Raw genomic sequence first — 14570 nt, forward strand, 5'->3', positions numbered from 1 at the left:
GACGCTAGCTCGACTCGCCGCCTGTCGCCGCGCCGGTGCCCTCCCGACCTCCTCGCAGGCGCCGCAAAGATTCGTACATTTCCGAAAAATCGCGATAGTCCGCCGCGCCGAGCAGCCGCCCGCGGACGCCTTCCACCTCCCGCAACACCCGGACCGACCCGCTGCTCACCCCGGCCAGGAGCGCCTCGATCGCCGCCGCGCAGGCGGCATCCCGCTCCCCGGCGGCCAGGAACGCCCGCGCCCGCCCGCCGTGCACCAGCCCTGCCGCCCGAAGCCGCACCTGCCCACCCCCGTTCGCCCGTGTCGTCCCACCCGGCCGCGACCCGTCCCGCGCCCGACCCCGCCGCCCGGGCCCGGCACCGTCCACCCCGCGGGCCGCTCCCGCTCCGCGCCGCCCGTCGTTCCCTGCGCCGTCTGCCCCGCGGGCCGCTCCGGCTCCGCGCCGCGCGTCGTTCTTTGCGTCGTCCGCCCCGTGGGCCGCTCCGGCTCCGTGTCGCCCGTCGTTCTCTGCGCCGTCCGCCCCGCGGGCCGGCCTCGCTGCGCCGATGCTCGCCGCCCGCCCGGTTGCAGGGCCGGGCCCCGCGGCGGACGTCGCACCACCCGCGGCCCGGTCCGGCGCCGTGGCCGATGCAACGCCGGCCGGTGCGAGGGCGGCGGAGAGCAGCGGCAGCGCGAGCCGGTGGCGCCCCAGCGTCGCCTGGCACCGCCCGGCCGCGGCGGCGAGGTGGGCGTCGTCCAGCCAGTACAGCCAGGGCGGGTCGTGCTCCTGGGTCCGCAGCCCGTGCGCTCGCTGCGCCGCCGCGAGCGCCGCATCGCAGTGGGCGCGGTCCCCGCACGCCGCCGCGGCCGCCGCCTGCCGGAGCCAGAGGGCCGCGAGCGTGCCGGCGTCGGCGGGCGCGGCCGCCGTCCGCGCCGCCCGCGCGAACCGCATCGCCGTGGGTCCGTCGCCGTGCTCCGCATGCAGCTGCGCGAGGCAGCCGAGCAGGTGCCCGGCGAGCGCGCGGTGCCCTCCCTCGGCGGCCGCGCGCACGCCCCGCCGGGCGAGCGCCGAGACGGCGCGCCCGCCGATCGCGGCGCCGGCGTCCACCCCGGCCCAGATCGCGAGCTGCGCCAGCTGCGCGATCAGCCCGAGCACCCAGCCGTCGGGCCGCTCACGACCGAGCCGCAGCGCCGCGGCCAGCTCGTCGCGCACGATCCGCACCAGTTCCGCGCCCGAGAACAGGTCGTCCATCCGCCGCAGCTCGGCGACCCGCTCCTCACCCATTTCGTGCCTCATGTCCGATGGATCCGATCCGTGACGACGCCCTGGGCTCCGCGCCGCAGGGGGCCGTGGTCGTTCGCCCGGCGGTTGCGGGCCGTCGGGGACGCGGCGGCGGCGCGAGTTGGCGGCGGCCGGCTCCAGCTCGTCGAGTGGCGCCTGCAGTACAAATGCCAGCCAGGCCAGCCACGGCGGGCCCGGTGTCCGTTCGCCGCGCTCCCAGCGCGACACCTCGTGGCGTGTGATCGTCGGCACGCCGGCGGCCGCGCACAGCATCTCCGCGAGGCGCAGCTGCGACCAGCCCCGGGCCAGGCGCAGGCGGGTGAGTAGGGCGCCGAACGTCTCGGTGTCGGCCGGGTCGCCGTCCGCCCGGCCGGGCATTCCACGCATTGCTCCACCCCCTGCGCCTTGCGAGCCGTCGTGAGCCGGCGATGCGCGGCTCCGGTCGAGGGAGCCGCCGCCCCGCCCAAACCCATGTCCGCCCCCGTTCTACCCCAGAGGTACGACAGAATTTCCCCGCCCAAGATCAAGTGCGTATCGGCACGCTCTGGGCACTACAGTCAGGGCGTGGCTCTCGGACTTCCCTCTGTCATGGCTGGTGGACCCGCGTCGATCGGCGACCTGATCGCGCATCACGGGCCCACGTTCTCGTTCGAGTTCTCCCCGCCGAAGACGCCCGAGGGGGAGCGGCAGCTGTGGCAGGCGATCCGGGAGCTCGAGTCGCTGCAGCCGTCGTTCGTGTCGATCACGTACGGTGCCGGCGGCACCACGCGCGACACCACCGTGGCGGTCACCGAGCGTGTCGCCGCCGAGACCACGCTGCTGCCGATGGCGCACCTGACCGCGGTCAACCACTCGATCGCCGAGCTGCGCAACGTCATCGGGCAGCTCGCCGGCGCCGGCATCCGCAACTTCCTGCTCGTGCGCGGCGACCCGCCCGGCGACCCGATGGGGGAGTGGGTCCGCCACCCCGAGGGCGTGCTCTACGCCGAGGACCTGGTCCGGCTCGTCCACGAGGCCGGCGACTTCAGCATCGGCGTCGCCGCGTTCCCGTACAAGCACCCCCGCTCGCCCGACGTGGAGTCCGACACCGCCAACTTCGTGCGCAAGTGCCGGGCCGGCGCGGACTTCGCGATCACGCAGATGTTCTTCGACGTCGACGACTATCTGCGGCTGCGCGATCGCGTGGCGGCGACCGGCTGCGACACCCCGATCGTCGCCGGGATCATGCCGGTGACTGCCATCGGTACCATCGCGCGCTCACAACAGCTGTCCGGCGCTCCTTTCCCGCCGGCGCTGGCCGCGCGCTTCGAACGCATCGCCGACGATCCGCAGGCCGTGCGGCGGCTCGGCATCGACCACGCCACCGAGATGGGCCAGCGCCTGCTCGACGAGGGCGTGCCCGGCATCCACTTCATCACCTTCAACCGCTCGACTGCGACCCGCGAGGTGTGGCAGCAGCTCGGCGTCGGTGCGCGGGCGGCCTGAACCACTCGACTGGGACGGGTACTGCCAACGCTGGTCCTCCGCACACGGCGGCTACGACCCGCGAACGGCCCCCGCCCCGGTCCGTGGCTGGCTGCGCCTGTGCCACGGCATGGGCGCGGCCCTGGCTCGCCGCGGCGTGCGCAACCCCGACGCGGTGACCTTGGCCGGCATTTTGGCCTCCGCAGCGGTACCCGTAACAGCCGCCGTTGCCCCGGCCGCCGCCCCGTGGACGGCGCTGCTGGTCCTGTTCACCGCGTTCGCCGACACCATCGACGGCGTGCTGGCCGTGGTGGCCGACCGCGCGACGCGCCTGGGCCAGGTCTACGACTCCGTCGCCGACCGCCTGTCCGAGGCCGCCTGGCTGGTCGCCTTCGCCCTGCTGGGCGCGCCCGCCTGGCTGGCCGCGGCGTGCGGCGGCGCGATGTGGCTGCACGAGTACGTCCGGGCCCGCGCGGCCGTCGCCGGCATGAGCGACATCGGCACCGTCACGATCGCCGAGCGCCCGACCCGCATTCTGATCGCCGTCTTCGGGCTCCTGCTGGCGTCCCTGGACCCCCGCGTCCCCACCGCCACCCTCGCGATCGCGCTGGCGGTGTCGCTGATCGGCCTCGCCCAGCTGCTCGCCGCCGTGCGCCGCTCCCTGCGCTGACCGGGTCGTCGGCGGCGTTTTCTCTCCACGATCACGCGTTTTCGACCCTCCTACGGGCCGGTTTTGCGCGATAATGCCGCCCTGGGTACGTTATGTCTCCAAGATCATGCAAAACCGGCCTCCAGGCGGCCCGAAGAACGCGTGATCGTGGAGAGAAAGCGTCGGCACGACCGCGTGGAAGTGGCAGCTGTCGCCCGACGCGACGAATATCGTGAAATGTCGGATAAATCTGGCGCGCCAGCGCCGGATTTATCCGGGTAAAGGCCCGTCAGAGGGCTCGCCGATGGCGCGCTCGTACGCGAGCAGCGTGTCGAGGAACATGCGGCGTTGCTCCGGCGTCAGGGGCGACAGCGCCGTCCGCCAGGCCGAAGCGCCGCGGCCAAGCCAGGCGTCGATCGAGGCGTGGTGCTCCGGCGCGATGCTCACGATCGTCCGGCGCCGGTCCGTCTCGTCCTCGCGCCGCAGCAGGACGCCCTTCCGGCTCAGGTCGCCGACCATCAGGCTCACCGTCGCCGGTGCGACCTCGAGCCGCGCCGCGAGCTCGTTGACGCCCAGCTCGTCCTCGAACAACAGGTACGCCAGCAGGGACAAATGCCGCGGCGCCAGGTTGAACGACGACAGTTCCGGCGGGACCGGGGTGCGCTTCGCGCGGCCGACCAGCCGCGGCATGAGTAGCAGCAAAGTTCGGATCGCGTCGTCGACCGACGTTGACACTGCTTTCTCCTCAAATTAGCTTTGCTTGCAAAGCAAATGTTCACCACGGCAAACCGAGGATAGCGATGACCAACCAAGACGACGGTCGCCTGCGCGCCGCGGGGGTCGAGCTCGCGCGTATCCACGCCGCGCTGCGGACGGACCTGGACGCGGCTCGGCGGGACCCGCTCCTGCACTGCCTCGCCTTCTGCTCGGCCCTGCGCGCGCACCACCGCAACGAGGACGCCGTGTTCCCGCGCCTCGAGGCGCAGTTCCCGGCCTCGGCGCCGGTCCTCGCCCGGCTGCGGGCCGAGCACGCCGACATCGCCCGGCGCATCGCCGAGCTGGAGGAGGAGCCCGATCCGGCGGTGCTGGACCGCCTCGGCCGGGAGCTCGACGAGCATTTCGCGCTGGAGGAACGGGAGCTGGTACCGCTGATCAGGCGGCTCCGATGAGATCCGCGACGATCTTCGCGGACAGCATCACCAGCGGCAGGCCCCCGCCGGGGTGGACCGATCCGCCGACCAGGAACAGCCCCGCCACCGGGGTGCGGTTGGGCGGCCGGAGCAGCCCGTGGCCGGCCGTTCCGTAGATCGCCCCGCCCGGGGAGCGCGTGGCGGCCTCGAGGTCGGCCGGCGTCAGCACGTCCCGGAAGAGCAGCCGCTCGCGGACGTCGTGGCCGTGCGAGGCGAGCACCTCGAGCACCCGGTCCGCATAGGCCGGCCCCGCCGCCCGCCAGTCGACCGGGCCCTGCGGCGCGGCGTTCACGAGCACGAACCAGGCCTCGTACCCCACCGGGCGCACCAGCGGGTCGTCGGCGACGGTGACGAAGACGGCCGGGTCGGCGACGGGCGCGGGTGCGGTACCGAAGATGGCGTCGAACTCGGCGTCGTAGTCGCGCGGGAAGAAGACGGTGTGGTGCGCCAGGCCCGGAGTGCGGCCGCGCACGCCGAGCAGCAGCACGAAGCCGCCGAGGCTGCGCGCGGCGAGCCGGGCCGCGCGGCGGGGCGATGGCAGCAGGTCGCGATACACGTGCAAAGCATCGGCGTTGGCCACCACGACGTCGGCGGGGACGCGGGCGCCGTCGGCGAGCACGACTCCGGCCGCGCGGGAGCCGGCGACGGCGATCGAGCGCACGGCGGCGCCGGTGTGCACGCGTACGCCCAGCGACTCGCAGCGCGCCAGCAGCGCGTCGGCGAGGGTGCCCAGGCCGCCGCGCAGGTACCAGCCGCCGAAGGCCAGCTCGGCGTAGGGGATCGCCAGCAGCGCGGCCGGTGCGCGGCGGGGGTCGGCGCCGGTGTACGTCGCGTAGCGGTCCAGCAGCATCCGCAGCCGCGGGTCACGCAGGTGCGTGCGGCCGAGGCCCCGCAGCGTGCGGCCCGGCGCGATCGCGGCGAGGTCGCCGAGGCGCCACGCGAGGCCGGCCATCCGCAGCGGGGAGTCGACCGGCGCGGTAAGCACGTGCCGCCAGGACGCCGCCCAGACGCGCCCGGCCCGTCGCCACAGCCGCCGCCAGTCCGCGGCCGCCTCGGCGCCGAACGCCGCGGCGATCCGCTCGGCGAACGCCTCGCCCGCGGCCGAGTCCAATGTGGAGCCGTCGGGAAAGTGGTGTCGCACGATCGGGTCCAGCGGCACCAGGTCCAGCCCGCCCCCGCCGGTCGACGCGAAGAGCTCGGCGGCGACCTGCGGCAGGGTGAACAGGCTCGGGCCGGTGTCGAAGCGGAACACGCCGGCTGCGGTCGCCCGCTCGTGCCGGCCGAGCTTGCCGCCGACCGTCCCGGCCTGCTCGAACACGTCGACCCGATGCCCGGCCGCGGCGAGCCGTGCGGCGGCCGCCAGGCCACCGACGCCCGCGCCGACGACGATCACCCTTGCCATGTCGGGCGCCCCTTCCACGTCGCGCGCCCGCGCCGGCGGTACGAGCGCACGACCAGCCACGCGAACAGCACCACCGACGCCGGGTGCGCCAGCGCGCCCGGGAACGCGCGGCGGCCGCTCGCGCGGGCGGCGACGGCGCGGCCCGCGACGGCGAGGGCGTAGGCGAGCAGGCCCGCCCACTGCCCGAAGAGGACGGCCGCGGGCAGCGCGACGTAGAGCGCCAGCAGCACGGCGAGCACGGCCGCGGCGCCCAGCGGCGAGCCGAACGAGGCCCACAGGCTCTTCGAGTAGCCGTCGAAGAGCTCTGGCCAGGAGTTGTACATCCTGCAGCGCGCCAGCGCCGAACCGTCCGCGAGCGCGATGCGCCCGCCGGCCCGCTTCACCGCCCGGGCGAGCTCGATGTCCTCGAGGACCTTGTCCCGCACCGCCGCGTGGCCGCCGGCGCGCTCGTAGGCGTCGCGGCGTACCACCAGGAACTGCCCGCCGGCCGCAGCCAGCGACGGGCGGTGCGAGCGCTCCATCGCCCGCAGCGGCAGGAACGTCAGCCACGACCACTGCAGCAGCGGCTGGACGAGGCGCTCGCCGGCGCCCTCGATGCGCGGGTACGGGCTCAGCAGGTCCGCCCCGGCGCTTCGCAGGAGCGCGGCCGCGCGGCCGATCGAGTCAGGCGTGAGCACGACGTCGGCGTCGAGGAATACGAGTACCGCCGAATCCCCAGCGGCATCGGCGAGCTGCTGGCAGGCGTGCGGCTTGCCGAGCCAGCCGGGCGGCAGCGGCCTGCCGGTCAGCAGCTCCACCCGCGGGCCCGCGATGCGCCGCACGAGCTCGGCGGTGCCGTCCGTCGAGCCGTCGTCGAGCGCGAGGATGCGCACGTGCGGCGGCAGCTCCAGCAGCGCGCGCAGGCACGGCTCGGCCCGCGCGGCCTCGTCGCGCAGCGGCAGCAGCACCGTGACCGCCTCCGCGGGCGGTGCGGCGGCGGGCGGGCGGCGCAGCAGCCGCGCGTTGACCAGCGTGTGCACCAGCAGCGCGAGCAGGGCCGCGCACCCGATCAGCGCCGCCACAGCCGCACCGCCAGCGGGATCGCGACGAGGCCCATGCCGGCGGCGCCCCAGGCGGCCGAGGCGGGCAGGCCCAGGAAGATCCCGTGGGCGAGGATGCTCGAGGTGTACGTCCAGAGGTACATCGCGTACATCGGCGCATCGGCGCCCGGCCGCGCGGGGTCGTCGCCGAGCGCGAGGCGCAGCAGGGCCATCAGCGCCAGCGCCACGGCCAGCCAGCCCAGGTAGTTGGTGAGCGGGATGCCGTCGACGCCCGGGAGGGCGGGGGTGGTCGTGCGCCACAGCCAGTACCCCTGGGAAACCATCTGTGGATCGAGGAACAGGTCCCACGCGGCGAGCCCGACCGCGGCAACGGCGATCCGCGCGACCGGGCGGGAGGTCAGGCGCGCCGCCGCGACCCACGCGGGCCACGCCATCCACGTCCAGGCCAGCGGGATCACCAGCGGCACGCCGAGCAGCCGCGGCCCGAGCGCGCCGGTGTAGTCGTAGTCGCCGAACGGGTAGCCGGTGGCGCGCCCGGCGGCCTCGACGGCGAACCCGCCGCCGGCGGTGACCAGCGCCAGCAGGCCGGCCGCGCGGGGCCCGCGGGTCGCGGCGGCGTGTGCGATCGACAGCAGGAAGCCCAGGCACACGGTGACGACGACGAGCGCCGCCCGCGCCCGGCCCTCGGTCAGCGGGTAGCCGATCTCGGCCAGCACCAGGGCGGCGAGGCCGATCCACAGTTTCACAGCGGGCTGGTCACAGGGGCAGCTGCCGGCCCAGGACGGCGAAGGGGCGGTCGTCGCCCGGGAAGTTGAAGTGGCGTAGGACGTCGACGAAGCCGAAGCGGCGGTACAGCCGCCAGGCCCGCGAGGTCGCCTCGGGCGCCTCGGGCGTGGACAGCAGCACGGTCTGGTGCGCGGCCTGGGTGAGCAGCTCGTAGAGCTGGCGCGCGCCGATGCCGTGGCCCTGCGCGTGCGGGCGGACGTGCAGCTCGACGAGCTCGAAGCAGTCGGCCAGCCAGTACTTGCGGGCGTCGCGCTTGAGCGCGTTGCGCACCTGGTCGTGCCACCACTGCCCGGAGCTGCCGCGGTACCCGTAGCCGAAGCCGAGCAGGCTGTTGTCGTCGTCGAGCGTCGCGACCGCCTCGAACGACTCGCGGCGGGTGTGCCCGGCGACGTAGCCGCGGCGGGTCTGCAGCAGCTGCACGGAGTAGCCCATGGCCTCGCCGTACACGGCGATGACGTCGTCGAGGCGATCGAGCAGGTCCTCCCCGCGCCACCGAACCAGCCTCATTGGCCGTCCCTCCACCCGATCACCTCTCGGTCGCCGTCGATGCCGAGCACGCGGAACCGGGCGAACAGCTCCTCCGCATACCAGCCCTGCGTGGCCGTGCGCTCCACGACCGCGGCATGCTCGGGACGACGGTACGCGAACCGCACGACGTCCGCCGCGGAGCGCCAGACGCTCACTGTGCCCTGGAATCCTACGGGTGCCTCCCCGACCCCGAAGGCGCAGTGCAGCCCCTCGGCGGCGCGCAGGTCGCGGGCCACGGGATCGATGGCTCGCCAGAACGCGACCGCTTTCCGGGGCCGCAATCTTGCCCGTGTGAGGACGGCGATCGGTGCGTTCGAGTTCTTCCGGATAAGTCCAGATTCGTGACCGAATCCGGACTTATCCGATATTTCATGATTTAGGGGGTTGAAGGGGGTGGATCCGGACCAGGTGCCGCGGCTGGCGATCGGCTCCAGCGTGAGCGTGCAGCTGGTCTTCGCCCCGCGCATCGGCGGCGTAACCGGCTCGTCGGCGACGATCAGGGCGGCCCAGCGGGTCAGGTCCGCCGCGCCGACGCCGAAGTCGCTGCGGCGGCCGGTCCCCAGCAGCTTGGCGAAGTGGGCATTTTTCCGGATTTTCCGGCGATCGACGGCCATGGACCAGAACATGGCGGGCACCGCGCGCGGCGGCACCCGCCAGACGTGGAGCCGGACGATCACGCCACTTCTGCAGTGGTACCGCTGGTGACGCGCACCAGCTCCGCGTACGTGATCGGGAAGACCGCCTGCGGGATGCCGCCCGCGGCCCAGACCTCGTCGAACTGCTCGAGGTCGACGTCGACGAGGGTGCGCACCGGCTTCGGGTGCCCCAGCGGCGAGACGCCGCCGATGACCTGCCCGGTGTGCTCGCGCACGAAGTCGGCATCGGCGCGCTTGACCTTCGCCAGGCCCAGCAGCGCGGCGACCTTGGCCGTGTCGACCCGGTGCGCGCCGGAGGTGAGCACCAGCAGCGGCTCGCCGTCGGCGTTGAAGATCAGCGAGTTGGCGATCTGCCCGACCTCGATGCCGAGCGCCTCGGCCGCGGCGGCCGCCGTGTGCACGGCGTCGGTGAGCACCTTGACCCGGCACGGCCCGCCGGCCGCGTCGCGCGCACCGGCGGCGTCCAGCGCGTCCTGGATCGCCTGGACGTTTGGATGAGGCTGCATGCGTTCCATCTTGCCTTTCGTCTCTGGTACCTCAGTTCGGGGGCACGGGTGCGGGGTCGCTCGGCTCGGCCTTGACCCGGGCTGTCTCTGCCAGCGCGACTCCGAACAGAATCAGGGCGCCGCCGCCGATCTGGGCCGCGTTCAGATGCTCGTGCAGCACGAGCCAGGCCACGGCGGTGGCCACCACCGGCTCCGACATGCCGATGATCCCGACGCTGGTCGGCGGCAGGTGCCGCATGGCGCCCGCGAGCAGCAGGTATGGGGCGATGGAGCCGCCGATCACGATGTACACCAGCAGCAGCCACACCGGCAGGTGCCCGGTCTCGCTGGTGGCCCCCAGCGCGGAGAGGTCGAAGTTCCACCACGGGCGGACCGCGGCGCCCGCGAGCGCGGATACCCCGAACGCGTACGCGGTCAGCGACAGCGTGTCGCGCTCTGTCACGCCGCGGGCGCTGAGCAGGTAGTACGCGGCCAGCAGCACGGCGGCGGTCAGCGCGGCGGCAACGCCGAGCGCGTCGAGGCGCAGCCGGCCCCAGATCTCGGCGACGCAGGCGAGGCCGGCCAGGCAGGCGGCGAGGCCGGCCCACAGTCGCGGGCGCACGGCGTGGCCCTGCACGAAGCGGGCCCAGAGGGCGACCAGGACCGGGGCGGTGTACTCGAACAGCAGGCCGATGCCGACGGGCATGCGGTTGATCGCCACGAAGTAGAGCATCGGGACGAGGAAGAAGCCCGCCAGGCCGTACGCCACCAGCATCGGCACCTCGCGCCGGGTGATCCGCAGGCGCTTGGGCCGCAGCGCCAGCGCCAGCGCGAACAGGCCGAGCGCGGCCCCGCTGGCGCGCAGGGTGGTCAGCTGCGGCGCGTCGATGCCGGTCGCGGAGGCGAGCTTCGAGACGGTCCCGTTGACGGCGAAGAGGATGCTGCCGGCGAGCACCATCGCGACGCCGACGGCGGGGCGGGGCTGGTGGTTCACCCGCTGAGCGTAGCGGTCAGGGGTGTTGGTTTTTTCGCCCCTTACCGTGCGGTCTTGCCGAGGCTCTTTGCCGAGGTTTTTGTCGTACCCCCTCGCTATGGTGCGGGTATGCGGCAGGACGAGCTTCGAGCTCGGCGGATGCGGTCCCAGCTGCTCGCGGGGCCGCCCGCCGGCGGGGTGCTGGACGCGGTCGAGCGGGTCGTGGGGATACAGGCGCAGTCCTGGTCCGCGGCCCGGCTGGCCGTGCGGGCGCGCACGAGCGGGCTGCTCGTCGCCGCCGACGTCGACCGGGCGCTGGCCGGGGGAGAGCTGGCCCGCACCTGGCTGATGCGCGGCACCCTGCACCTGGTCGCCGCCGCCGACCTCGACTGGCTGACCGCGATCTTCGGCCCGCTCAACCGCTCCGGCGGCCGGCGTCGGCGCGAGGAGCTCGGGGTCGAGGACCCCGTCGCCGAGCGCGCCCTGGCCGAGATGCCCGGCATCCTCGCCGGCGCGGGTCCGATGGACCGCGCGGAGCTGATCGCCCGGCTCGCCCGGCGCGGCGTGCGCATCGACCCGACCGGCCAGGCCCCGGCGCACCTGGTGGCGTATGCGGCGGCCGCGGGGGTGCTCTGCCGCGGCCCCGACCTCGCCGGCGGCCGCCCGTCGGTGATCCTGGCCGAGGAGGTCCGGGCCGCCCGCGCGGCCGGCGGGCCGCGCCGCTTCGAGGGCGACGCCGCGCTGCGCGAGCTGGCACGGCGCTATGTCGCCGGCTACGGGCCGCTGGACGACGACGGGGCGGCCGACCTCGCCGCCTGGTCCGGGCTGCCCATCGGGACCGCTCGGCGTGCCCTGGAGCTGCTCGGCGCCTCGCCGGCGCCCGATGATTCGACGCCGGTTTCCGGTGATGCACCGGTGGCCGATCGGCGTGCCCGTGCCCCGGAGCCTCTCGGCGCTTCGCCGGCGCCCGATGGTTCGACGCCGGTTTCCGGTGATGCACCGGCGGCCGATGGTGATCTGCCGGCGCGGTTGCTCGGGCCGTTCGACACGGTGCTGCTCGGCCATCGGGATCGCGATTTCGTGGTGGGGGCCGAGCATGCCAAGCGGGTCAACGCCGGCGGCGGGATGGTGGCGGCGACGCTGCTGGTCGGCGGGCGGGTGGCCGGCCTGTGGCGACGCGCCGGCCGGAAGGTGGCGCTCCAGCCGTTCGACGGCCCGGACGCGCTGCCCGCCGAGGCCCGTGCGGCGCTGGAGGCCGAGGTCACGGACCTGGCCCGGTTCCTCGGCCAACCCCTTACCGCAGCCTGGGAGTGATCGTGCGAACGCCTGTTCGAAAATTCTCCCCCAACCATTGCCACCCCCCGCCCTCCCCGGTGTAGTCTTACTCCATCGAACGAGTGTTCGAACTGCTTCGGGAAACGACGATTCGCGGCGTCCAACCCGAGCGCGGTCCGCGACACCGCGGAGGCCGGATTTTCGCGGGTCTGGCCTCAGGCGGGGCCGCCGCTCGTCGCCCACGACCCCCGGGCGACGGGCGGCGACCCAGCCGGCCGGGTGTGGTGTGGGGAAGCTCCACGCCCGGCCGGCACGCCGTCGCCCATCGCGGGCACGGCACCCGTTCGACCAGCGTGACGCTGTGACTCCCCCCGCAGCGGCACGGCAGGCAGCACCACCGCAGGCACACACTTGCCGACGCACCACAGAGGGAGAGCACCGATGCCGACGAACCGTTCGACCAGCCCGTCCAACGTCAGTCGATTCCCGGCCCCCGCGCCGGGCGCCGGTGCGTCCCGGCAACAGCTCCCGGTCCCCGCGCACGCGCTTCCCCACCGCACCCCGCGCGAGCTGCTGACCATGGCCCGCCACGGCCTCGAGGAGGCCGCGGAGATCCGCGCCGAGGGCATGCGCTACGCCACCGCCCACCTGGCCGCCCTGCGCGCCGCCGCCGCGGTGCTCGCCGCCCGCGCCGTCCCGGCCGCACCCGGCCGCCGCAGCCGCGTCACCAGCGTCTGGTCCCTGCTCGTGCTCGTCGCCCCGGAGCTGACCGAGTGGGCGTCGTTCTTCGCCGCGGGCGCCAGCAAGCGCTCCGCCGCCGAGGCCGGCATCCCGCGCGTGGTCACCGCCCGCGAGGCCGACGACCTGATGCGCGCCGCCGAGCAGTTCATCGCGGTCGTCGAGGTCGCCCTGGGCTACTCGTACCAGCCGCGCCTCGAGGGCCTGGCCAGCTGACGCCCCGCGCCTACGCCCGCCGCCACCAGCAGCCACCGCCACCGGTGCCCACCGTTTCCCGCGCCCCGATGCCCACGACCACGCCCCTCACCCCACCCGCGCCCCCGCCCCCCGCCGCCGCGTCCATCGCCGCGCCCGTCGGGCTGGCCCCTGCGCCGTTACCCGCGTCGCCCGCCGCCGCGGTTGCGCCCGCCGCCGTGCTCATCGCCGCGCCCGCGTCGGCCGCCGTCACGGTGTCGTCGCTCGCCGCCGCGTCCGCGCCTGTCGGGTCGGCCTCTGTGCCGGCGCTCGCGCTGCCTGCCGTTGCGCTCGTCGCCGCGTCCCCCGCCCTGGCTGCGGCCCCGCCGTCATCCGCGCTGGCCGCCGTTGCGCTCGTCGCCGTGCCCGCGCTGGCCGCTGCGCCCGTGGCTGCGTCCGTGCCCGTCGGGCCGGCTTCTGCGTTCGTGCTCGCGTCGGCCGTCGTCATGCCGGCGTCGTTGCCCGCCGCCGCGCTCATTGCCGCCGCGCCTGTGGGGTGCGGTGTCGCATCGCTGGGGTGCGGTCGAAGGCTCCGGCGGCGTTTTCTCTCCACGTTGATGAAAAACCGGGTCCGAGCAGGCGCAAAACGGCGTGATCGTGGAAAGAAAATGCTGCCTGCGGGGGTGAGGTTGCCGGGGCGGGTCTGTGGCGGTGCCGCAAATGCTCCGATTGCCGGGGGCCCTCATGCGTTCGGGGTTCATGCGTTCGCTGGTGGGGTGTTCCGGGCTGTCGGGTCCTGGGGGATCCGACCTTCGGGTGGCCTTGCCGTCGCCTGAAGGCCGGATCGAGGTTCTTCCCGCGATGGAGGGCGTCGTATCTGGGCGATTTGACCGTATTTATCAGCATTTATCTCCCGTGGTGGATGACGCGGGGGCGGATGGCGCGACAGTGGGGGAGCAGGTGCCGTGGCTGGCATGTCGGCTTCGGCGGCCGCCGAGTTCTATGACGAGGCGTACGACGATGTGCCTCACGAGGACGACGACTGGGCATCGGTCGCCGTCGTCGGAGGGCGCCCCGGTCGTACCGCTGCGCACGAACGAGGTGGGCAGCGTGGTGGGGCGGTGCGGGCGGGCGCGGTTGAGTCCGTCCTTGCGCTGGTCGAGCGGGGTGCGGGTGGGAGCGCGGCTCGGCGGGCCGCAGGGCTGCAGGTGGTGCGGGCCGCCGGGCTGGGTGGGGTTGTGCGCACCGGGGGCGAGCATGCCGCCGGTGAAGTGGGGAGCGCGCGGGCGCTGCCGGTGCTCTCCGGGCTGCGGGCGCTGCTGCCGGGGGGTGGGCTGCGGCGCGGGGCGACGATCGCGGTGCACACCTCGTCGGTGCTGCTTGCGCTCCTTGCGGCGGCCTCGCGGGCCGGGTCGTGGTGTGCGGTGGTAGGGCTGCCGGCGCTCAGTCCGATCGCCGCGGCCGAGATGGGGATCGCGCTCGATCGGCTGGCGCTGGTGCCGTATCCGGGTACCGAGTGGACCACCATCGTCGCGGCGCTGCTCGACGGGGTCGACATCGTCGTTGCCGCGCCGCCTGGGCCGGTTGCGCCCGTGGTCGCCGGGCGGCTGGCCGCCAGGGCGCGGCAGCGGGGGAGCGTGCTCATGCCGGCGGGGGCCTGGGCCGGGGCCGATCTCACCGTTGCGGCGGTGCGCGGGGTCTGGGGCGGGCTCGGGGCGGGGCGAGGGCGGTTGCGCAGTCGCGAGATGACCATCCAGGCCCGCGGGCGAGGGGCCGCCGCCGCGCCGCGCGAGGTGACGCTGTGGCTGCCCGCGGTGGAAGGGGTTCTGCCGCCGGTCACCAGGGCGCTGCCGTCTGGAGTGCCCGGCTCGCCGCCGTCCCTTCGCGCTGTGCCCGACTCCGCCATGAAACCGGCAATCGACGCAAAGCGAGAAGGCCGCGCGAACCAA

15 protein-coding genes and 1 pseudogene are annotated in these 14570 nt (G+C 74.6%); 6 read left to right on the forward strand and 10 right to left on the reverse strand.

Annotation, left to right across the window (positions count from 1 at the left end; genetic code table 11):
- Positions 1 to 4: 4 nt before the first annotated feature.
- A complete protein-coding gene (locus tag ABD901_RS28370) occupies positions 5 to 1648 on the reverse strand; it encodes an NsdA family TPR-like regulatory protein (protein WP_345131016.1) in 1644 nt (547 codons plus the stop codon).
- 177 nt (positions 1649 to 1825) lie between these two features.
- Between ABD901_RS28370 and metF the strand changes: the two genes are divergently transcribed.
- Together metF and ABD901_RS28380 are read left to right on the forward strand one after the other, a co-directional pair.
- On the forward strand, positions 1826 to 2746 hold the full coding sequence (gene metF, locus ABD901_RS28375; protein WP_345131018.1) for a methylenetetrahydrofolate reductase [NAD(P)H]: 921 nt from the start codon (positions 1826 to 1828) through the stop codon (positions 2744 to 2746).
- A complete protein-coding gene (locus ABD901_RS28380; RefSeq protein WP_345131020.1) occupies positions 2730 to 3395 on the forward strand; it encodes a CDP-alcohol phosphatidyltransferase family protein in 666 nt (221 codons plus the stop codon). Before metF ends, ABD901_RS28380 begins: the two co-directional genes overlap by 17 nt.
- Positions 3396 to 3644: 249 nt before the next feature.
- Here ABD901_RS28380 and ABD901_RS28385 read toward each other — a convergent pair whose 3' ends face one another.
- Complete coding sequence (locus ABD901_RS28385) at positions 3645 to 4109, reverse strand: MarR family transcriptional regulator (RefSeq protein WP_345131021.1); 465 nt, start codon at positions 4107 to 4109, stop codon at positions 3645 to 3647.
- A 65-nt stretch (positions 4110 to 4174) separates the two neighbouring features.
- Here ABD901_RS28385 and ABD901_RS28390 point away from each other — a divergent pair, with 65 nt between their 5' ends.
- A complete protein-coding gene (locus ABD901_RS28390; protein WP_345131023.1) occupies positions 4175 to 4543 on the forward strand; it encodes a hemerythrin domain-containing protein in 369 nt (122 codons plus the stop codon).
- Here ABD901_RS28390 and ABD901_RS28395 read toward each other — a convergent pair.
- From ABD901_RS28395 to ABD901_RS28425, 7 genes are read right to left on the reverse strand one after another with little or no spacing between them, the layout of a single operon-like run.
- The gene (locus ABD901_RS28395; RefSeq protein ID WP_345131025.1) at positions 4527 to 5966 is read right to left on the reverse strand and encodes a phytoene desaturase family protein; all 1440 of its coding nucleotides are present in this window, start codon (positions 5964 to 5966) and stop codon (positions 4527 to 4529) included. The two genes, ABD901_RS28390 and ABD901_RS28395, sit on opposite strands and share 17 nt — an antisense overlap.
- Entirely contained in the window at positions 5954 to 7027 is a 1074-nt protein-coding gene (locus ABD901_RS28400; RefSeq protein ID WP_380138649.1) for a glycosyltransferase family 2 protein, read from the reverse strand. Before ABD901_RS28400 ends, ABD901_RS28395 begins: the two co-directional genes overlap by 13 nt.
- A complete protein-coding gene (locus tag ABD901_RS28405) occupies positions 7015 to 7752 on the reverse strand; it encodes a carotenoid biosynthesis protein (RefSeq protein ID WP_345131027.1) in 738 nt (245 codons plus the stop codon). The genes ABD901_RS28400 and ABD901_RS28405 overlap by 13 nt, the downstream gene beginning before the upstream one ends.
- 10 nt (positions 7753 to 7762) lie before the next feature.
- Positions 7763 to 8299: a GNAT family N-acetyltransferase gene (locus ABD901_RS28410; protein WP_345131029.1), complete on the reverse strand. Its 537-nt coding sequence runs from the start codon at positions 8297 to 8299 to the stop codon at positions 7763 to 7765.
- On the reverse strand, positions 8296 to 8946 hold the full coding sequence (locus ABD901_RS28415) for a monooxygenase (RefSeq protein ID WP_425556725.1): 651 nt from the start codon (positions 8944 to 8946) through the stop codon (positions 8296 to 8298). The genes ABD901_RS28410 and ABD901_RS28415 overlap by 4 nt, the downstream gene beginning before the upstream one ends.
- A gap of 47 nt (positions 8947 to 8993) precedes the next feature.
- The gene (locus tag ABD901_RS28420) at positions 8994 to 9482 is read right to left on the reverse strand and encodes a YbaK/EbsC family protein (RefSeq protein ID WP_345131033.1); all 489 of its coding nucleotides are present in this window, start codon (positions 9480 to 9482) and stop codon (positions 8994 to 8996) included.
- A gap of 31 nt (positions 9483 to 9513) precedes the next feature.
- The gene (locus ABD901_RS28425; RefSeq protein WP_345131035.1) at positions 9514 to 10455 is read right to left on the reverse strand and encodes an EamA family transporter; all 942 of its coding nucleotides are present in this window, start codon (positions 10453 to 10455) and stop codon (positions 9514 to 9516) included.
- A gap of 108 nt (positions 10456 to 10563) precedes the next feature.
- Here ABD901_RS28425 and ABD901_RS28430 point away from each other — a divergent pair, with 108 nt between their 5' ends.
- A complete protein-coding gene (locus ABD901_RS28430; protein WP_345131037.1) occupies positions 10564 to 11748 on the forward strand; it encodes a winged helix DNA-binding domain-containing protein in 1185 nt (394 codons plus the stop codon).
- A gap of 402 nt (positions 11749 to 12150) precedes the next feature.
- The gene (locus ABD901_RS28435; protein ID WP_345131039.1) at positions 12151 to 12663 is read left to right on the forward strand and encodes an SAV_6107 family HEPN domain-containing protein; all 513 of its coding nucleotides are present in this window, start codon (positions 12151 to 12153) and stop codon (positions 12661 to 12663) included.
- A gap of 10 nt (positions 12664 to 12673) precedes the next feature.
- Here the strand turns inward: ABD901_RS28435 and ABD901_RS28440 are convergent, their stop codons facing one another.
- Positions 12674 to 13129, reverse strand: a complete 456-nt coding sequence (locus tag ABD901_RS28440; RefSeq protein ID WP_345131041.1) for a hypothetical protein — start codon at positions 13127 to 13129, stop codon at positions 12674 to 12676.
- A gap of 694 nt (positions 13130 to 13823) precedes the next feature.
- Here ABD901_RS28440 and ABD901_RS28445 point away from each other — a divergent pair.
- A pseudogene (locus tag ABD901_RS28445) lies at positions 13824 to 14552 on the forward strand (hypothetical protein); the annotation flags it as partial.
- Positions 14553 to 14570: the final 18 nt, after the last annotated feature.

Source organism: Dactylosporangium darangshiense (assembly GCF_039537565.1).
GTDB classification, from domain to species: domain Bacteria; phylum Actinomycetota; class Actinomycetes; order Mycobacteriales; family Micromonosporaceae; genus Dactylosporangium; species Dactylosporangium darangshiense.